The organism is Pseudomonas sp. lyk4-R2A-8 (genome assembly GCF_030209095.1).
Taxonomy (GTDB): Bacteria; Pseudomonadota; Gammaproteobacteria; order Pseudomonadales; family Pseudomonadaceae; genus Aquipseudomonas; species Aquipseudomonas quebecensis.
Map to the genome: position 1 here is coordinate 267,828 of NZ_JARVSS010000001.1, position 19,244 is coordinate 287,071.

At 61.1% G+C, this 19,244-nt stretch carries 18 protein-coding genes and 1 tRNA gene; 9 read left to right on the forward strand and 10 right to left on the reverse strand.

The window, feature by feature from the left end; translation table 11 throughout:
* Positions 1-18: 18 nt before the first annotated feature.
* On the forward strand, positions 19-1,605 hold the full coding sequence (locus QRN10_RS01100; RefSeq protein WP_285427713.1) for a serine protease: 1,587 nt from the start codon (positions 19-21) through the stop codon (positions 1,603-1,605).
* A 2-nt stretch (positions 1,606-1,607) separates the two neighbouring features.
* Here the strand turns inward: QRN10_RS01100 and QRN10_RS01105 are convergent, their stop codons facing one another.
* From QRN10_RS01105 to QRN10_RS01135, 7 genes are all read right to left on the reverse strand, one after another.
* The gene (locus QRN10_RS01105; protein WP_253510004.1) at positions 1,608-2,363 is read right to left on the reverse strand and encodes a substrate-binding periplasmic protein; all 756 of its coding nucleotides are present in this window, start codon (positions 2,361-2,363) and stop codon (positions 1,608-1,610) included.
* 66 nt (positions 2,364-2,429) lie between these two features.
* Positions 2,430-3,200 (reverse strand): imidazole glycerol phosphate synthase subunit HisF, encoded by a 771-nt coding sequence (hisF, locus tag QRN10_RS01110; protein ID WP_181080278.1) that lies wholly within the window; start codon positions 3,198-3,200, stop codon positions 2,430-2,432.
* 83 nt (positions 3,201-3,283) lie between these two features.
* Positions 3,284-4,033: a 1-(5-phosphoribosyl)-5-[(5-phosphoribosylamino)methylideneamino]imidazole-4-carboxamide isomerase gene (gene hisA, locus QRN10_RS01115; protein WP_181080277.1), complete on the reverse strand. Its 750-nt coding sequence runs from the start codon at positions 4,031-4,033 to the stop codon at positions 3,284-3,286.
* Between the two features lie 89 nt (positions 4,034-4,122).
* Entirely contained in the window at positions 4,123-4,383 is a 261-nt protein-coding gene (locus tag QRN10_RS01120; RefSeq protein ID WP_181080276.1) for a DUF2164 domain-containing protein, read from the reverse strand.
* Entirely contained in the window at positions 4,384-5,022 is a 639-nt protein-coding gene (gene hisH, locus QRN10_RS01125) for an imidazole glycerol phosphate synthase subunit HisH (RefSeq protein WP_253510000.1), read from the reverse strand.
* The gene (gene hisB, locus QRN10_RS01130; RefSeq protein ID WP_181080274.1) at positions 5,022-5,615 is read right to left on the reverse strand and encodes an imidazoleglycerol-phosphate dehydratase HisB; all 594 of its coding nucleotides are present in this window, start codon (positions 5,613-5,615) and stop codon (positions 5,022-5,024) included. Before hisB ends, hisH begins: the two co-directional genes overlap by 1 nt.
* A gap of 169 nt (positions 5,616-5,784) precedes the next feature.
* A complete protein-coding gene (locus QRN10_RS01135; protein WP_266245478.1) occupies positions 5,785-7,446 on the reverse strand; it encodes an OFA family MFS transporter in 1,662 nt (553 codons plus the stop codon).
* A gap of 324 nt (positions 7,447-7,770) precedes the next feature.
* Here QRN10_RS01135 and QRN10_RS01140 point away from each other — a divergent pair, with 324 nt between their 5' ends.
* The 4 genes from QRN10_RS01140 to QRN10_RS01155 all read left to right on the forward strand — a co-directional run bounded on the left by QRN10_RS01140 (position 7,771) and on the right by QRN10_RS01155 (position 11,502).
* On the forward strand, positions 7,771-9,990 hold the full coding sequence (locus QRN10_RS01140) for an AsmA family protein (RefSeq protein ID WP_285427714.1): 2,220 nt from the start codon (positions 7,771-7,773) through the stop codon (positions 9,988-9,990).
* A complete protein-coding gene (gene mutY / locus QRN10_RS01145) occupies positions 9,987-11,054 on the forward strand; it encodes an A/G-specific adenine glycosylase (RefSeq protein WP_285427715.1) in 1,068 nt (355 codons plus the stop codon). The genes QRN10_RS01140 and mutY overlap by 4 nt, the downstream gene beginning before the upstream one ends.
* Complete coding sequence (locus QRN10_RS01150; RefSeq protein WP_106577463.1) at positions 11,051-11,323, forward strand: oxidative damage protection protein; 273 nt, start codon at positions 11,051-11,053, stop codon at positions 11,321-11,323. Before mutY ends, QRN10_RS01150 begins: the two co-directional genes overlap by 4 nt.
* A gap of 103 nt (positions 11,324-11,426) precedes the next feature.
* Positions 11,427-11,502, forward strand: a tRNA-Phe gene (locus QRN10_RS01155).
* A 168-nt stretch (positions 11,503-11,670) separates the two neighbouring features.
* Here QRN10_RS01155 and QRN10_RS01160 read toward each other — a convergent pair.
* Both QRN10_RS01160 and QRN10_RS01165 read right to left on the reverse strand, forming a co-directional pair.
* On the reverse strand, positions 11,671-13,278 hold the full coding sequence (locus tag QRN10_RS01160) for an ArnT family glycosyltransferase (protein ID WP_285427716.1): 1,608 nt from the start codon (positions 13,276-13,278) through the stop codon (positions 11,671-11,673).
* 87 nt (positions 13,279-13,365) lie between these two features.
* The gene (locus QRN10_RS01165) at positions 13,366-14,331 is read right to left on the reverse strand and encodes an arsenic resistance protein (protein ID WP_285427717.1); all 966 of its coding nucleotides are present in this window, start codon (positions 14,329-14,331) and stop codon (positions 13,366-13,368) included.
* Between the two features lie 176 nt (positions 14,332-14,507).
* On the opposite strand from QRN10_RS01165, the gene QRN10_RS01170 reads away from it, so the two are divergent.
* Entirely contained in the window at positions 14,508-14,921 is a 414-nt protein-coding gene (locus tag QRN10_RS01170) for a hypothetical protein (protein ID WP_040265693.1), read from the forward strand.
* 44 nt (positions 14,922-14,965) lie between these two features.
* Here QRN10_RS01170 and gabP read toward each other — a convergent pair whose 3' ends face one another.
* Positions 14,966-16,357, reverse strand: a complete 1,392-nt coding sequence (gene gabP, locus QRN10_RS01175) for a GABA permease (protein WP_253509992.1) — start codon at positions 16,355-16,357, stop codon at positions 14,966-14,968.
* Between the two features lie 552 nt (positions 16,358-16,909).
* On the opposite strand from gabP, the gene QRN10_RS01180 reads away from it, so the two are divergent.
* The 3 genes from QRN10_RS01180 to QRN10_RS01190 all read left to right on the forward strand — a co-directional run bounded on the left by QRN10_RS01180 (position 16,910) and on the right by QRN10_RS01190 (position 19,228).
* The gene (locus QRN10_RS01180) at positions 16,910-17,683 is read left to right on the forward strand and encodes an ABC transporter ATP-binding protein (RefSeq protein ID WP_181080266.1); all 774 of its coding nucleotides are present in this window, start codon (positions 16,910-16,912) and stop codon (positions 17,681-17,683) included.
* A 13-nt stretch (positions 17,684-17,696) separates the two neighbouring features.
* Positions 17,697-18,458 carry an ABC transporter substrate-binding protein gene (locus tag QRN10_RS01185; RefSeq protein WP_266245465.1) on the forward strand — a complete coding sequence of 254 codons (762 nt, stop codon included), beginning with the start codon at positions 17,697-17,699 and terminating at the stop codon, positions 18,456-18,458.
* A 74-nt stretch (positions 18,459-18,532) separates the two neighbouring features.
* Positions 18,533-19,228 (forward strand): ABC transporter permease, encoded by a 696-nt coding sequence (locus QRN10_RS01190; protein ID WP_181080264.1) that lies wholly within the window; start codon positions 18,533-18,535, stop codon positions 19,226-19,228.
* Positions 19,229-19,244: the final 16 nt, after the last annotated feature.

Below are 19,244 nucleotides of genomic sequence, written 5' to 3' on the forward strand. Positions count from 1 at the left end.
ATTCTGTAAGGACACTCTATGAACATCACACACAGGGTTGTTTCAGGGCTGCTGCTCGGCAGTCTCTGCGCCACGCTGCATGCCGCGCCCAAGGATTTCGGCGAAGGCCTGGCCAACGCCAGCCCTGCCCGCCTTCTAACCAACGCCCAGCATCAGCACGACCACTGGAACGGTATCGGCCGAATCAGAAACGAAACCCAGACGCTCTGTACCGCCAGCCTGCTGGACACGCGCACCGAGGACGGCACGTCCGGTCCGGCCTATGTGCTGACCAGCAGTCACTGCCTGCACCGCCTGAACGGCGCGGTGCAACGCGACTTGCCGATCAAGGGCAGCATCAGCTTCAACTACTTCGACGACACCCTCGAAGCCCTCAAGACCTACCCGCTGAAAACCCTGAAATGGGGAAGCAGCCAAGGGGTCGACCTGGCGATTGTCGAGTTGCAGGCTTCACTGGCCGACCTGATCAAGGCCGGCATCCAGCCATTGAAACTGGCGGAAGAAGTGCCTGCCAGTGGCAGTGATATTCTCACCCTGATCGCTCCGGAATGGGACACCCTGCACCTGTCCGCCTGCACGCAACAAACGTCACGCGAACTGGTGGAGCAGCCGTTTGTGTGGCGGGTCACCATGAAGAACCAGTGCCAGGGCGTCGGCGTGGGCAGCTTCGGCGCGCCTTTGCTGGACCGGACGACCAACCAGCTGTTCGGCATCCTCAGCACCAGCACCACAGGCCAGCCAGAGGAGCGCAAATGCCAGCGCGATGCACCGTGTGAAATCCATGGCGGTACAGCTGTCTGGCACCCCGAGACGAACTACGGCAGCCCGGTGAGCTTCCTCAATCAGTGTTTCGTCGACGGCATGCTGCAGGCCGACAGCGAACACTGCGATCTCTACCCGACCACATCCATCACCTTTCAGAACCCGGAGCCCATCCAGCAGTACTTCATCAAGCCCGCAGATGGCAAAGGCAAAGACATCGTGCCGCGCTGGAACCTGACCTTCACCACCAATACTCCGTTCTATCGCTACAAGACCACCCGCCGCGCCATCGACTGCGAAAATCCGGCGCTCTACAGCGTGCCGATCAAAGCGCAAGGCGCCTACGTGAACGACGCCATCGGCCCGCAAACGGGGATGCACATGCTGTGTATTGTCGGGGTCGAGTCCGCAGAACAGCGCGTAACCAACGGCATGATGAGAAACGCCCTGACCCTTGCGGTCGAGCTCGCCGAGCCAGGGCCGGCACGTACGCCGAATGTGACCATCAACCTGGATAAACAAGGCTCGGCGGCCTATACCGTCATCTGGAACCTGGCGCCGCCATTCATGCACCGCTATACCTACAAGTACGGCCCTGCGGCGACCACCGATTGCCTGCGCCCCGTGGGCTATCAGCCCATCCCGCCGGCGCCTGCGGCGGCGGATGAAGAGGACGAGATCATCGACCTGGTCTACCCACTCAATGATCACCCCGGCATGGTGCTGGAAAAGTATGCCCAGGTGATCAGCGTCAGAAACACACCGTACAAAATCTGTACCTATGCCTTCGACCAGGCGGACCAGCCGTCTACCCTGCGTGTGGACCTGCTCAAGCCGCGCTGAGGCTAGAGGTAACGCGCCATGATCTCGTCGATCACGCCTTCTTTGCGCAGCTGATCCAGCGCCGCCTGCAGTTTGCTCACCTGCTCGTCCGGTACGTTCTTGTTCAGCGCGAGGTAGAGCTGGGCGCTATTGAAGCGCAAAACCGTCTTGAAGCCGGTGATGCCGACTTGCCGCGCCAGGTATCGCCCGGCCGGGTCGCCGGTGGCCCATAGGTCAATCCGGCCATCCATGAGCTTTTGCGCGTTGTCTTGATCACGCAGCACGACCACAGGCTTGAGCCCCTGTTTTTCGAGGCTTTCAGCGATGGCGTCACCTTTGTAGGCGCCGATCTTGTAGCGCCGTGCGTGCTCCAGGTCGTCCAGCTGGATAGTGCTGTCGGCCTTGGCCAGCAATACCCAGTCATCCGGACCGATGGGGCCGACCCATTTGAACAGCGCTTCGCGGTCCGGCAGGCGCGCCATGACGAACACACCATAACCGGGCTTTTCCAGGGCGAGCTTGTAGATTCGTTCCCAAGGGAAACGCAAGGTGAGGTCGTAAGAGATCCCGGCGCGCTTAAAGGTTTCGCGCACGATGTCCACGGCGATGCCTTCGATGTTCTCGTCCTTGGCGAAGTTCTTGCCGTTTTTGGCCATGTTATAGGGCGGGAAATTTTCCGTGAGCAGCACCAGAGGGCTGCCGGATGCGTCGTCGGCGCGGGCCGAGCCGGCCAACAGGAGGGAGGTGCCGGCGAGGGCGAGCAGCAGGTGTTTGAACATGAAGGTTACCGAAATCCATGGCAAGCGCAGAGAGTGCCGCGCGCCTGCCATGGTGTCCAGCAACGTTTAGCGAACGACGATACCGCGAGCTGCCATGTAGGCCTTGGCCTCAGGAACGGTGTACTCGCCAAAGTGGAAAATACTCGCCGCCAGCACCGCGCTGGCGTGGCCTTCGATGACACCGTCAGCCAAGTGCTGCAGGGTGCCGACGCCGCCGGAAGCGATCACCGGAATGCCCAAAGCATCGCTGATGGCGCGCGTCACACCCAGGTCGAAGCCGTTTTTCATGCCGTCCTGGTCCATGCTGGTCAGCAGGATTTCACCGGCGCCCAGGCCTTCCATTTTCATCGCCCATTCCACCGCGTCCAGGCCGGTAGGTTTGCGGCCGCCGTGGGTGAAGATCTCCCAGCGCGGGGTTTCGCCGGGGCCGGAGACCTTCTTGGCGTCAATGGCCACCACGATGCATTGCGAGCCGAAGTGCTGTGCCGCTTCGCCGACAAACTCGGGATTGAACACTGCCGCCGTGTTGATCGAAACCTTGTCGGCGCCGGCATTGAGCAGGTTGCGGATGTCTTGCACGGTGCGCACGCCACCGCCGACGGTCAGCGGGATAAACACCTGGCTGGCCATGCGCTCAACGGTGTGCAGGGTGGTGTCGCGGCCGTCGACGCTGGCGGTAATGTCGAGAAAGGTAATCTCGTCGGCACCCTGCTCATCGTAGCGACGGGCGATTTCCACCGGGTCGCCGGCGTCGCGGATGTTCTCGAACTTGACGCCCTTGACCACGCGACCGTTGTCGACGTCCAGGCAAGGGATGATGCGTCTGGCTAAAGCCATGGGCTTATCTCCGATAAGAGTTGCAAGCTTTGAGCTATAGGCTGCAAGTAGAAGCAGATCTGCTTTTACTTGCAGCTTGCAGCCTACGACTTGGAGCTGGCCGCGTAGCCATCACAAAAAGCTTGAGCTTCAGCCACGTCCAGCGTGCCCTCATAGATCGCACGGCCGGTGATGGCGCCAATGATGCCGGGGGCCTTGGCGTCCAGCAGTGACTTGATGTCACCCAGGTTGTGGATACCGCCGGAAGCGATCACCGGAATCTTCGTCGCCGCCGCCAGTGCCGCGGTGAACGGCACGTTGCAGCCCTGCATCATGCCGTCTTTGGCGATGTCGGTATAAACGATGGCGGACACGCCATCGGCTTCGAACTGCCTGGCAAGGTCGATCACCTGCACGGTGCTGATCTCAGCCCAGCCGTCGGTGGCGACGAAACCGTCCTTGGCATCCAGGCCCACGATCACTTTGCCGGGAAACGCGCGACAGGCTTGGGCGACAAACGCCGGGTCTTTGACCGCCTTGGTGCCGATGATCACGTAGCTCACGCCTGCCTTGACGTAATGCTCGATGGTTTCCAGGGAGCGGATACCGCCGCCGATCTGGATCGGCAGGTTCGGGTAGCGCTTGGCGATGGCGGTGACGACTTCACCATTGACCGGCTGGCCTTCGAAGGCGCCGTTCAAGTCCACCAGATGCAGACGACGGCAGCCCCCTTCCACCCATTTGGCAGCCATGCTCACCGGGTCATCGGAGAACACGGTGGAATCTTCCATGCGGCCTTGGCGCAGACGTACGCAGGCGCCGTCCTTGAGATCGATAGCGGGGATAATTAGCATGCTTTTCCTTCGTCAAAGAGCTGCAAGCTGCAAGCTATAAGCTGCAAGCAAGCACGCGTATCAATTCTTGCAGCCTGGGCTTGAAGCTTTCAGCTGCTCTTTTCAAGCGACCAAAGGTCGCTTTCTATGCTTTCGAACCGTTCTTTAAGGAGCGTCTGCGTATCGAAAATCGCCCTGTTGTAATAGTGCGGAGCCACTTCGGTGGTGAACAGCTCAAGAATCTCGGCGACCTCGAACGAGCCCAATTTGAGCTCGAAGCGGTCCTCCATGAATCGCTTGATCTTGACGGTCGCCTCACTCTCCTGTTCGGGCGTGAGGGTCAGGATCGGCGGTTTCGGCTTCCTGGCCACTTACCAGCGCCCGTCCCACGCGGCGAAGTTCTGCAGCAATTGCAGGCCATGGGTATGGCTTTTCTCCGGGTGGAACTGCACGGCAAACCGCGAACCGTCGGCCAGCGCCGCGGCAAAGTCGACGCCGTAGTGCCCGCCACCCACCACCTGGCCGGGCTTGGCGGCGGCGATGTAGTAGCTGTGCACGAAGTAGAAACGCGCCATGTCCGGCACTTCGTGCCACAGCGGGTGATCCACGGTCTGGCGGACTTCGTTCCAGCCCATGTGCGGGACCTTCAGGTGTTCACCGTCTTCATGCAGGTCTTTGCCGAAAAACTTCACCTGGCCTGGGAACAGGCCGATGCAGTCGACGCCTTCGTTCTCTTCACTGCTGTCGAGCAAGGCTTGCATGCCCACGCAGATGCCGAGGAACGGGCGGTCCTGGCTGACTTCACGCACCAGGCTGTCAAAGCCCAGGCGGCGGATCTCGGCCATGCAATCGCGAATCGCGCCAACGCCTGGGAACACCACACGGTCGGCTTCGCGAATCACCTTGGCATCGCTGGTGATCAGCACCTTGCCGGCGCCTACGTGCTCGAGGGCCTTGGCCACCGAGTGCAGGTTACCCATGCCGTAATCGATAACCGCGACCGTCTGCATTACAGCACGCCCTTGGTCGAGGGCATTTGCCCGGCCATGCGCTCATCCAGCTCCACGGCCATGCGCAGCGCGCGGCCGAAAGCCTTGAACACGGTTTCGATCTGGTGGTGGGTATTGGTGCCGCGCAGGTTGTCGATGTGCAGGCTGACCAGGGCGTGGTTAACGAAGCCCTGGAAGAATTCCTGGAACAGGTCGACATCGAAGCCGCCCACGGTGGCGCGGGTGTATGGCACGTGCATCTGCAGGCCAGGGCGGCCGGAGAAGTCGATCACCACGCGCGACAGCGCTTCGTCCAGCGGCACATAGGCGTGACCGTAGCGACGGATGCCTTTTTTGTCGCCGATGGCTTTGGCAAACGCCTGCCCGAGCGTGATGCCGACGTCTTCCACGGTGTGGTGGTCATCGATATGCAGGTCGCCCTTGCAGACGATATCCAGGTCGATCAACCCGTGACGGGCGATCTGGTCCAGCATGTGCTCAAGAAAAGGGACGCCGATATCGAATCGGGCCTTTCCGGTGCCATCCAGGTTGATCGAGGCTTTGATCTGGGTTTCCAGAGTGTCGCGCTCGACGGACGCCATACGTTCGACCATTACCAGCTCCGCAAAATCGTTGGGCGAAAAAGGCAGCCATTATAGGGGCGCGGGCGCTAAACAGAAACATCGGAGGGGATAAGACTGACGAGTTGAGGCGGGCAATGTCGGGGATAGACATGTGCATACAAGCGGGCGCTCCAGGATGGTGCGCCCGCCTGCGATCAACTTAGTGGAACAGGACAGCCGTCTTCTGCAGGGTTACCCACACACCCCACGCCAACGGTATACCCACCACCAGCCAGGCGGCGATCGCCATTGGCTTGCTGGCGGCGGATGCTTTCCACTCCAGCACGGTGCTGGCATCGGCACCCTTGTCATGGCCCAGCGCCTGCTCGGCGGCCAGTTCCGCGTCGGTCATGAAGTACTTGTCGGCCACCGGGCGCACCAGCAGGTTGCAGATGAAACCCAGCACCAGCAGGCCGGCGAGGATGTACAAGGTGATGTCATAGGCCGCAGCGCGTTCAACGCCGATGCTCAGTTGATATTCACGCAAGTAGTTCACCAGCACCGGGCCCAATACGCCCGCCGCCGCCCAGGCCGTCAGCAGTCGACCGTGGATCGCACCGACCATCTGGGTACCGAACAGGTCGGCCAGGTACGCCGGCACGGTCGCAAAACCACCGCCGTACATCGACAGGATGATGCAGAACGCGGCCACGAACAGCGCCACATTGCCCAGGTGCCCCAGGTTCGGGATCAACGCGTACAGGGCAAAGCCCAGGGCGAAGAACACGAAGTAGGTATTTTTACGCCCCAGGTAGTCGGAGAACGACGCCCAGAAGAACCGGCCACCGATGTTGAACAGACTCAACAGACCGGTGAAGCCTGCGGCAATCGCTGCGATCGAGGCCAGTTGCCCGGCATCCAGCTGGCCGAACGGTACGTCCACGCCCAGCAGCTTGCCGCCGAACACTTCCTGCAACAGCGGCGACGCCATGCCCAGAATGCCGATACCGGCCGAGACGTTCAGGCACAGCACCAGCCATACCAGACGGAATTGCGGGGTTTTCCACGCCACGTTCACGTGTACGTGACGGTGGGTGATCATCGCATTGCTGGCTTTTTTCGCCGGTGCGGTCCAGCCCTCAGGCTTCCAGCCGGTCGGCGGAACGCGATAGGACAGCGCGCCACCGATCATGAACACGAAGTAGATCGCAGCCATCACCAGAAAGCTCTGCCACACGCCGACGCTGGTCGGCGAGGCGAAATGGCCCATCAGCGCCGCGGCCAGCGGTGCACCCACCATCGCGCCGCCGCCGAAACCCATGATCGCCATGCCGGTGGCCATGCCGCGCTTGTCCGGGAACCACTTGATCAGGGTCGACACGGGCGAGATGTACCCCAAGCCCAAGCCGATACCGCCGATCACGCCGGAGCCGATCCACATCAGCCAGATCTGGTGGGTATAGATCCCCAGCGCCGAGATCAGCAGGCCGCCGCACCAGCACAATGCCGATACAACGCCGGCCTTGCGCGGCCCGGCGTGTTCCAGCCAGCCGCCCCAGATCGCCGCCGAGCAGCCCAGGAAGATGAAGAACAGGGTGTAGATCCAGCCCAGCATCGAGATAGGCCAGTCACATTGGGACGAGAAAACTTGTGCGATGAAGCTCATGTCCGGCGCGCAGGCAACCGGAGCGGTGATCCCCAGCGCCTTGGACAACGGCAACCAGAACACCGAGAAGCCATAGGCCATACCGATGCACAAGTGGATGGCCAGGGCGGCCGGTGGGACCAGCCAGCGGTTGAACCCGGGCTTGGCGATGATGCGTTCCTTGGACAGGAACGCTGGCTGTGCGGCTGTAGAAGCGGCCGCCGTGCGAGTGCTCATTGGTGTTTCCCCCAGTTATTGGTATGCGTCCGTCAGGCGCGCTTCCCCCCGGCCTTGCACGCAAAGCGTGGCCGTTTTATTGAGCGAAACTCCATTTTGGCGCGACGATAGGTCGCAGAAGGCGGACGAACGCGCAGAGATTAGCATCTACAAACGCGAAAAAAACCAAAATGCCATCACCTTTTTAAGGAATTTCAGTTTGTTTGACGCCAAAAACCTGTTCTCGCCCCCATGGATACAATGTAACGATCGGTGAACTGACGCAGGCCGTCGGGCGTTATACTCTGCGGCTAATTTTTGAAATCGACATACAAGGACTCGCCCATGAAAGCGTTCGGCAAAATCCTGGGTCTGGTACTTCTCGGGCTGTTGCTGATCATTGTGGCTCTCGGCTTTGCCTTGACCCACCTCTTCGATCCCAACGACTACAAAGATGAGATCCGCCAGATTGCCCGCGACAAGGCCCACATCGAGCTGACGCTCAATGGCGACATCGGCTGGAGCCTGTTCCCCTGGCTGGGCCTGGAACTGCACGAAGCCAGCGTGGCGACCCTGACCAATCCGACCCAACCGTTCGCCGACCTGCAGATGCTCGGCCTGTCGGTACGCGTGCTGCCGCTGCTGCGCCGTGAAGTGCAAATGAGCGATGTGCGTGTCGAAGGCCTGAACCTGCGCCTGAACCGCGACAAGCAGGGTCACGGCAACTGGGAAGACATCGGCAAGAACGTCCCTGACGCCTCCGAAGCGACCGCCAGCGCGCCCACACCGGCGCAGCCAGCCGCCGAGGTCAAACCGGAGAAACCGGCCCAGCCCATCCGCCTGGACATCGACAGCCTGACCATCAACAACGCGCGCGTCGAATACAACGACGAACAGACCGGCAAGCAGTTCAGCGCCGAAAGCATTCAGTTGAGCGCCGGCGCCATTCATGAAGGCGCGAGCATTCCGGTCAAGCTCACTGCGTTCTTCGGCAGTAACCAGCCGGTGATGCGCCTCAAGACCGAACTGACCGGCAATCTGCGCATCCAGCGTGCGCTCAAGCGCTACCAGTTCGAAGACATGCGCATCAGCGGCGAAGCCACGGGCGAACCGCTGCAAGGCAAGACCGTAAGCTTTTCCACCCAAGGCCAGTTGCTGGTGGACCAGGCGGCCAACATCGCCGAATGGACCAACCTGAAGCTCTCGGCCAACCAATTGCGTGCCCTGGGCGAGCTGAAGATCAACGACCTGGACAAGACCCCGCAACTCAACGGCGCTTTGTCGATCGCTCAGTTCGACCTGGCCAAGTTCCTCGACAGCGTGGGCAACCCGCTGCCGCCGATGGCCGAGGGCAGCCTGAGCAAAGTCGAACTGGTCAGCCGTATCAAAGGCACGCCGACCAGCCTCGCCCTGGAAGATTTGAACCTGAAACTCGACGGCAGCACCTTCACCGGTCGCGTGGCGGTGGATGACTTCGCCAGGCAGTCGCTGCGCGTTCAACTCAAGGGCGACACGTTCAACGCCGACAATTACCTACCCGCCAAGTCCGAATCTGCCAAGGGTGCCAGCGCCGCACGCCAGGCCGAAGTCCAGAACAGCGAGGCCGGCGCGATGGCCGCCGGCGGCACCACGCCGCTGCCGGAGGCGCCGACCAAAGGCGCCTGGAGCACCGACAAGCTGCTGCCGCTGACGCGCCTGCGCACGCTCGACGTGAATGCAGACCTCGCGTTCGGCCAATTGACCTTGAGCAAACTGCCGATCCAGAACGCGGTGCTCAAAGCATCCGGCGTCGATGGCCAGCTCAAGCTCGACACCCTGAGCGGCGGGCTCTACAACGGCACCTTCCAGGCAAACGGCAATCTGGATGTGCGCCAGGACATCCCGGTGCTCGCGCTGCAAACCCGCATCAAACAAGTCCCCGTCGAACGCATCCTGCAGGCCCAGGGGCAGACGCCGCCGGTCAAAGGCCAGGTGACGCTGGACAGCAACCTCAGCGGCCGTGGCAACAGCCAGAAAGCCCTGATCGACAGCCTTAACGGCACCGCCAGCTTCGTAATCAACAATGGCGTGCTGCTCAACGCCAACCTTGAACAGCAACTGTGCACCGGCATCGCCCTGCTCAACCGCAAAACCTTGAGCGGCGAGCAACGCGGCAAGGACACGCCATTCCAGGAGCTGAGGGGCAACTTGACGTTCCGTAACGGCGTGGCCAACAACCCGGACCTGAAAGTGCGCATCCCCGGCCTGACGGTCAACGGCAACGGTGACGTGGACCTGCGCGTGCTGGGCATGGATTACCGGGTTGGCATCATTGTCGAGGGCGACCAGCGCGAAGTGCCCGACCCGGCCTGCGAAGTGGGTGCCAACTTCCAGGGTATCGAAGTGCCATTGCGTTGCCGCGGCCCGCTGGAGCTGGGCGCCAAAGCCTGCCGCCTGGACAAGGACGGCCTCGGCCAGGTTGCCGTCAAGGCCGCCGGCAACCGCCTCAACGAGAAGCTCGAAGAGAAACTCGACAAGGTCAACCCGCAACTCAAAGACGCGCTCAAAGGCCTGTTCAAACGATGAGAAACGAGCAGTTTTCAACGGCGGTGCTGGATTGGTACGACCGCCACGGTCGCCATGACCTGCCCTGGCAACAGGGCATCACACCCTACCGGGTGTGGGTTTCGGAGATCATGTTGCAGCAGACCCAGGTGAGCACCGTGCTCAACTACTTCGACCGGTTCATGGCCTCGCTGCCGACGGTCCAAGCCCTGGCCGCCGCACCGGAAGACGAAGTGCTGCACCTGTGGACGGGCCTGGGTTACTACACCCGCGCACGCAACCTGCAAAAGACCGCGAAGATTGTGGTCGCCGAGTACGGCGGCGAGTTTCCGCGGGATGTGGAAAAACTCACCGAGCTGCCCGGTATCGGCCTGTCCACCGCCGGCGCGATCGCCAGCCTGAGCATGGGCCTGCGCGCACCGATCCTCGACGGTAACGTCAAGCGCGTACTGGCACGATTTACCGCTCAGGAAGGCTATCCAGGCGAGCCCAAGGTAGCCAAGCAACTGTGGGCCACCGCCGAGCGATTTACACCTCATGACCGAGTCAACGCCTATACCCAGGCGATGATGGACATGGGCGCAACCCTGTGCACCCGCAGCAGACCCAGTTGCCTGTTGTGCCCGCTGGAAACGAGCTGCGAGGCCCATAGGCTAGGCCTGGAAACGCGCTACCCGATTCCCAAGCCACGCAAGAGCATTCCGCAGAAGCGCACGCTCATGCCGATGCTGGCCAATGCCGAGGGCGCGATTCTGCTTTACCGCCGCCCGTCCACCGGTTTGTGGGGCGGCCTGTGGAGCCTGCCGGAACTGGACGACCTGCAGGACCTGGAACACCTCGCCCACCAGCATGCGCTCAAGCTGGGCAGGCAACAGGCACTGCCGGGGCTGACCCACACCTTCAGCCACTTCCAGTTGGCCATCGAACCGCTGCTGGTCCGTGTGCAGGAATCGGCCCATCACGTGGCCGAGGCCGACTGGCTCTGGTATAACCTCGCCACCCCGCCGCGCCTGGGCCTTGCCGCCCCGGTGAAAGAACTGCTCAAACGCGCGGCCGATGTATTGAACGCAGGAGAGTCGTCATGACCCGCACCATCATGTGCCGCAAGTACCACGAAGAATTGCCTGCCCTGGAACGCGCGCCGTTTCCCGGCGCCAAGGGCCAGGACATTTTCGACAACGTCTCCGCCAAAGCCTGGGCCGACTGGCAAAAACACCAGACCCTGCTGATCAACGAAAAACGCCTGAACATGATGAACGCCGAAGACCGCAAATACCTGCAGGGCGAAATGGACAAGTTCTTTTCCGGCGAGGATTACGCCAAGGCCGACGGCTACGTACCACCTGCTCAATAACTGATCAAAAACCGGGGTCGGAACGTAAGCGACGGTAATAATTAAATATTTTTTGAAAACTTGCTTGACGACCCCCTGAAAAACCCGTTTAATGCGCCCCGTTGCCCAGATAGCTCAGTCGGTAGAGCAGGGGATTGAAAATCCCCGTGTCGGCGGTTCGATTCCGTCTCTGGGCACCACTCATTAGTTTCAGGTGGTGCACATATCATCTGAAACGCATAAGAAACCCGCCTGGTGCGGGTTTTTTATTGCCTGGGATTTGACGCCCCCAGGCCTGTTCTCGAAGCAATGAACCGCTCTATTAGCCCCATTCCTTCGAGGCTTTCCCGCAAGACAAAAAACTCACCTCACTCCAGCAAAAACACCATCAGCGGATTGTCATTCAATCGCCCATTGAACGCCGGAGCCAGATGCTCCAACGGCGTCTGCTTCAACAACGCGGTTTCCTTGCGCGCGACGATCACCCATACCGGGCGCGGTAACGCTGCCAGGCGCTGCACTTGATCACGACCGACGAACAGCGGCTGTTCATCGTGATTCAGGTTCATCATGTAGCGCACCGCCCAGGTGTCCCGCGCCAGATTGACAAACACCAACGGCCCCGGCTGCGTGGCACGCAGGGCCTCGACCTGGCCGACAAACTGCCGCGTATCGAATTGCAGGTCCTTGGCCGGCTCCACCACGCTTACCAGCATCAGCCATTGCCCCAGCAGCGCTATCAAACTGAGCCACACCAAGCGCAGCGGCCGACGCCAGGCGATCAGCGCGGCCACCTGCAGCACCAGCAGCGAACCAATCAACAGCGGCAACGAGATGTCAGGCCAGTAACCGTGTTTCTCCCATGCATGCCGACACACAAACACCGCGACCACGCACAACGACGGCAAAGCCGCGACAAGCACTTCGTAGCAGCGGCGCACGCCAGTCAGCCAGCCTTGCGCCTGGAGCAGCCCATAGGCGGCGACAGCGGCGAACATCGGCACCATGGGCAGGATGTAATAAGCCCGCTTGAAATGCGGCACCGACAACCCGATCAGGATCATCAAACCGCAGGCTCCCAGTCGCACCATGAGCTGCATGTCATCATTTACCCAACGCTCAGACCAGCGATGACGCAACGCAAACAACGCTGCCAGCGCCAGGGGCACTACCGGAAAGTAGCGGTACAAACTCAGTTGGAAGTAGAAATAGAACGGCTCGCCGCTTTCATCCAGGCGCCCGCCCACTTGCATCCTGAATACCTCGGCGGCAAACCCCTCGCCCCCGCTGAACCGCGCGAGCCTCATCAGCAGCAGCCAGCACGCCGCCAGCAAAATCAGTCCGATGATGCCGTGGATCAGTACCTGCCTGACCCGCTCGCCCGGTTTGCCCAGCGCCCAATACACGCACACCACACCGCACACCTCGATCAACCCCAGCGGCCCGCGTATGGCAAAGCCCAGCACGAATAGCGGGAAGACCGCCAGGTGCCTGCATCGAGAACCCAAGCGCTCCCCCGTGTGCAGCAGATAGAAACTACCTACACAGAGCAACGCCACCATCTGATCCAGACACACCGAACGGGACTTTTCGAGCAATTGCGTGGTGAGCAGTGTCAACAGCACGCTGAGCAGCGCCCACTGACGACTCGAAGGGGCCAGCAAGCGATACATCAGCGCTACCACACCGGCGGAAGCCAGCGCCGTGGGCAGCACGTTGGCCAGATGATTGGGCGCACCGAACAGGCGGGCAAACAGGTAACTGAAGAAGGTCGCGGTGCCGGGGTAGTCCGCGTAGGGCTGGCCGTACGTGGTGGGAAAAAGACTGGCGCCATGGCGATACATTTCTTGCAGGAACAGCGCCCAGCGCCCGTCAAATCCCTGCGGCTGCTGGTCCCAGATGCCCAGCGTAAACAGCATCAGGGCGAACAGAAAAATGCCCAGGGACTCCAGGCGAAAGCGGTTGCGGTGATCCATCGATTGACCTGCCAGGTAGAAAGCGCCGACCTATGGTGCCGGTCGCCCTGCTGAATAACGCCTGAACAACCCTCAATCTTTCACCCTTCAGCGCCCGCCACGCCATACCAGTGCGGGTACCAGGCGCACGTAGATTAATTCGCCGACCAGCTCCACCAGGGTTTGCAGGATGACAGCCGTAGCGGCCAGCCCACGCACCTCCTCGGGTAATGCCAACGCCAGCGGCAGCACCACCAGCGAATTGCGCGTCGACGCGCTGAACGTCACCGCCCGCGCGGGCGCACTCGGCAACGCGAACAGCCGCGCGGCCAAGGCGCCCGTCAGCGGCGCCAGCAACAGGAAACCTACATAGACCGGAATGACCGGCAGCAACAGGCTGAAATCGCGCACTACCGACGTGATCTGCGAACCGATCACCACAAACAGCACCAGCGCCATCGCTGGCACCGGCAGCCAGGCCCAAGCCGCGCTCCAAGCGCCGACCTGCGCCGACCTGCGCGCCACAAACGTGGTCGCCACCGCCGCCACCATCGGCACCACAATCAGCAGCACAAACGCCTGCACAAACGGCTGCGCGTCAATCACCACGCCGGATTGCGCCCCCAGCATCAGCCCCAAGTACAGCGGCAACAGCAGCAACTGCAGCAAAAGCAGCACCGGCGTCGCCGCGAGCATCAACCGCGAATCGCCCTTACCGATATGGGTAAACACCACCACGTAATCAATGCACGGCGTCAGCAACACCAGCAACGCCCCCACCAGCAGCGCCGGACGCTCCGCCAAGCCAAGGGTCAGCCCCCACACCAGCAAGGGCACCAGGATGAAATTAGCCAGCAGCAAGGCCGCCATGAAGCGCTTGCGGCTCAAGCCTTCGCGCAGGTCCAGAAACGGAATTTGCAGGAACATCGCGTACATCAGCACCGCGATGGCCGGTGTGATCCACACACCCAGGCCGTGCCCCCACGAAGGCGCAAGCAGGCCGAAGCCGACAGCCAGCAGGACGGTGACGAAGTAGATAGGGATTTGGTGATGTTCGAGGGTGTCGCGGGTCATGGAAACGCCCTGGTGGAACGCAAAGGCGCAAGCCTAAGCATCTACTGGCGTGATTACCAGGCGAGCGGCTGGAACGGCGAGAACATGCCAGCCAATTAATGGCAGATACCCTTGGGATTTGCGCCAACCTGCGCTTCAATACCTGACCCAGATCCTGACCCCAAGGACGTGAGCCCATGGCCTCGCCGAACAAGCAGCAAAAACGTGCCCACCGGGCCAAGGCCAAGGCCAAACAGAACCGCACCCAGCGCGCGGTCGCGACTAAGCCGGATGCGTTCGCCGGCGATGACAGCCGTATCGATTTGGAGTCGGTGGATTTAACAGAGCTGTTCGTGGAGATGCGCGTTGCCGGCGAGATCAGTCAGCAAGCGCTATGCGCGGCATTCCTGGCCCACCCGCTGCTCGCGCTGGTACTTGAGCAGGAAGGCGAAGAAGAAGCTACCGACTTTATCCTGGCGGCACTGATCGAGTACCGGCAGTGGGCCACGGACAGCGATGATGAAGCCGCCGCACTGGCGTGGATCGAATCGCCGCAGTTTCAAGCGGACTACATTGCCGCCTCCCAAGCCCTTACCAACTCGCAAGACTGACAAAAAATGGGAGGGGCTTGCCCCCTCCCACATTGGAATGGCGGTCAGTTAAGCACCGCAGCCCCTACTCTCTGAGCCTTGCGCCGGCTCGACACCATCAACCCCGCCGCCACTACCAGCAGGCTCAGGATGCCCGTCGCGATGATCTCCACGCGATGCGCTTCCTGGAACAGCATGATGGTCAACGTGCCCACGATGAACACCATCACCGCGTAGGTCAGGCCGGGGAACAGCCACATCTTGAAGACAATCTTCTCGCCTGCCGCCGTGCGTTTCTGGCGCATGCGCAGTTGCGACACTGCGATTACCAGATACACCAGCAAGGCGATAGCGCCGGAGCTGGCCAGCAGGAATTCGAACACCGCGGCCGGAGCCACGTAGTTGGCGAACACGGCAAGGAATGCCGCGCCGGTGGACAGCATCACCGCCCAGTAAGGCGTACCGCTCTTGTTGGTGCGTTTGGCCACGGCCGGGGCGTCACCACGACGGCCCAGGGAGAACAGCATGCGCGATGCGGTATACAGCGCCGAGTTCAGGCAACTGGTCACCGCCACCAGCACTACCAGGTCAACGATCAGCTTGGCATTCGGAATGCCCATGCGTTCAAGCACGGTCTGGTAGGAACCTACCGCAGCCAGAGTCGGATCGTTCCAAGGCACCAGGGAGACAACAATGAAGATCGACAACAGGTAGAACAGGCCGATACGCCAGATGACCGAGTTGGTCGCCTTGGTGATCTGTTGGCCCGGGTTCTTCGACTCGGCCGCGGCGATGGTGACGATCTCAGTGCCCATGAACGAGAACATGGTGGTCAGGATGGCAGCCAGCACCGCGCCCATTCCGTTAGGCATAAAGCCCTGAGTGTCGAACAGGTGCGAGACGCCGCTGACCTGGCTGGTCGGCAGGAAACCGAAAATCGCCGCCAGGCCGAGGATCACGAAACCCACGATGGCCACGACCTTGATCAGCGCGAACCAGAACTCGAACTCACCGTAGTTCTTCACACTGAACAGGTTGGTGGCCGTCAACAGCAGGGTAATCACCAGCGTGAACGCCCAGATCGCCACGTCAGGGAACCAGGCATGCAGGATCGTGGCGGCCGCGTTGGCTTCCAATGGAATCACCAGCACCCAGAACCACCAGTACAACCAACCGATGGTAAAACCGGCCCAATGGCCGATCGCACGGTCGGCATACGTGGAAAACGAACCGGTGTCGGGCGACGCCACGGCCATTTCGGCCAGCATGCGCATCACCAGCACCACCAACGTGCCCGCGGCGGCATAGGCCAGCAGCACCGCTGGGCCGGCAGCGGCAATCGCGTGGCCGGAGCCGACAAACAGACCGGCACCGATGACGCCGGCAATCGACAGCATCGTGACGTGGCGCGGCTTGAGCCCCTGTTCGAGGTCATTGGAGCTTTGCGTACTACTCATTGACACACCTTTGCGAGGAATTGCGAAAACGGTCCGCCCGACCTGGGATCCTCCTCGTGAAAAGAAACCAACAGGGCGTTCTTTATTTTTTACGCAAGATTTGCGCCAAAATGTTACAAAGCCGCGATTGACGCGGGCTGTAGGACTTTTCCACAGCGCACGCAAGTCATTGAGAACAATGGCATTCCGCTATAGCGTTACCGAGCGACTCACTATTCAGGCCGATACGCGCACCAAAAACACACACAAAAAATAAGTAGCGCCCCATAAAAGCGCCGATAGCGACCGTTTGCCCCTTTAACCCTTCCAACACCTTGCCAAAGCTGGCACCATCGCGCCCTTTTTGACGCGAAGCCTGCGGCGTTGCGGGTTCAAACGCTTGTTCGGTTGTTGACGGCGCGACACGCCGCTGTGCCGATGCGACACCCTGCCGCACGCCGTCTGTTTACCGCCCGCCACGCTGTTGGCTGCCATCCGGACGCTATGCTAGCTTGGCGCCTCGCCATGAAGGCGGCCCTGCAGCAGGCACGCAGAACACAATGAGGACCCCACATGGCCGAGGCCACGCCCGCGCTTGAAATCCGCAACTTGCATAAACGTTATGGTGAGCTGGAGGTACTCAAAGGTATCTCGCTGACCGCTCGCGACGGCGACGTGATCTCGATCCTGGGTTCTTCCGGTTCCGGCAAGTCCACATTCCTGCGCTGCATCAACCTGCTGGAGAACCCACACCAGGGCCAGATCCTGGTGGCCGGCGAAGAACTCAAGCTCAAGGCTGCCAAGAACGGCGAGCTGATGGCTGCCGACGGCAGGCAGATCAACCGCCTGCGCAGCGAAATCGGTTTTGTGTTTCAAAACTTTAACCTGTGGCCGCACATGAGCATCCTCGACAACATCATAGAGGCGCCCCGCCGTGTGCTCGGGCAGAGCAAGGCCGAAGCCATCGAAGTGGCCGAAGCCCTGCTGGCCAAGGTCGGCATTGCCGACAAGCGCCATGCCTACCCGGCGCAATTGTCCGGCGGCCAGCAGCAACGCGCCGCCATTGCCCGCACCCTGGCGATGCAGCCCAAGGTCATCCTGTTCGACGAGCCCACTTCCGCGCTTGACCCGGAAATGGTTCAGGAAGTACTTAGTGTGATCCGCGCGCTGGCCGAAGAAGGCCGCACCATGTTGCTGGTTACCCACGAAATGGGCTTTGCCCGCCAGGTGTCCAGTGAGGTGGTGTTCCTTCATCAGGGCTTGATCGAGGAACAAGGATCGCCACAGCAGGTGTTTGAAAACCCGCTTTCGGCGCGCTGCAAACAATTCATGTCCAGCAACCGCTAACGGAGCAACATGCATGCAGAACTATAAAAAATTCCTTCTGGCCGCAGCCGTTTCGATGGCGTTCAGCGCCACGGCCATGGCAGAAACCTTGAAAATGGGGATCGAGGCGGCCTACCCGCCGTTCAACAATAAAGACGCCAGTGGCCAAGTGGTCGGCTTCGACAAAGACATCGGCGACGCCCTGTGCGCCAAGATGAAAGTCGAGAAGTGCGAAGTGTATGTGTCCGACTGGGACGGCATCATCCCGGCCCTGAACGCCAAGAAATTCGACTTCCTGGTGTCCTCGCTGTCGATCACCGACGAACGCAAGCAGGCCGTCGACTTCACCGAACCGTACTACTCCAACAAGCTGCAGTTCATCGCGCCCAAGGCCACCGACTTCAAGACAGACAAGGCTTATCTCAGCGGCAAGACCATCGGTGCCCAACGCGCAACACTCGCCGGCACCTGGCTGGACGACCGCAACATGGAAGATGACTACAACGTCAAGGTCAGCCTTTATGACACTCAGGAAAACGCCTACCTCGACCTGATCTCCGGGCGTGTCGATGGCATTCTGGCGGATAAGTACGTGCAGTATGAGTGGCTCAAAAGCAAAGACGGCTCCAACTTTGAATTCAAAGGTGAGCCTGTCGTGGAGAGCGACAAGATCGGTATCGCCGTACGCAAAGGCGACCCGCTGCGCGAGCGCCTGAACAAAGCCCTGGCAGAGATCAAGGCAGACGGCACCTACAAGAAAATCAACGACAAGTACTTCCCGTTCAGCATCGAATGACCTGAACGGCCTGCCCGGCGCGCTCGTTTGCGCGCGTCGGCTTTTAGCAATGCCTGCCGCGATATGAAAACACCATGAATTTCGACCTTTACGGATTCGGCCCGGCGCTCGCCGCCGGCGCGCTGATGACCGTCAAACTGGCACTCACGGCCCTGTGCCTGGGGCTGGTGCTCGGCCTGGCCGGCGCCCTGGCCAAGACATCCCCGTACAAGCCGCTGCAGTGGCTTGGCGGTGCGTACTCGACCCTTGTTCGCGGCATTCCCGAGCTGCTATGGGTGCTGCTGATTTACTTTGGCACCGTCAACCTGATGCGCGCGCTCGGGGAGTTCTTCGGCAATCCCGACCTGTCCCTCAGCGCCTTTGCCGCAGGCGTCATCGCCCTCGGCCTGTGCTTCGGCGCCTACGCCACCGAAGTATTCCGTGGCGCGATCCTCGCCATCCCCAAGGGCCACCGCGAAGCGGGCGTCGCACTGGGGCTGTCGAAGCTGCGGATCTTCACCCGCCTGATCATGCCGCAGATGTGGCGCATCGCCCTGCCGGGCCTGGGCAACCTGTTCATGATCCTGATGAAAGACACTGCACTGGTGTCGGTGATCGGCCTGGAAGAAATCATGCGTCACGCACAGATCGGCGTTACGGTGACCAAGCAACCGTTCACGTTCTTCATGGTCGCGGCGCTCATGTATCTGGGGCTCACCGTACTGGCCATGACCACCCTGCACTTCCTGGAAAAACGCGCCGCCCGCGGCTTTGCAAGGAGCACCCAATGAGCGGCGACTACAGCTG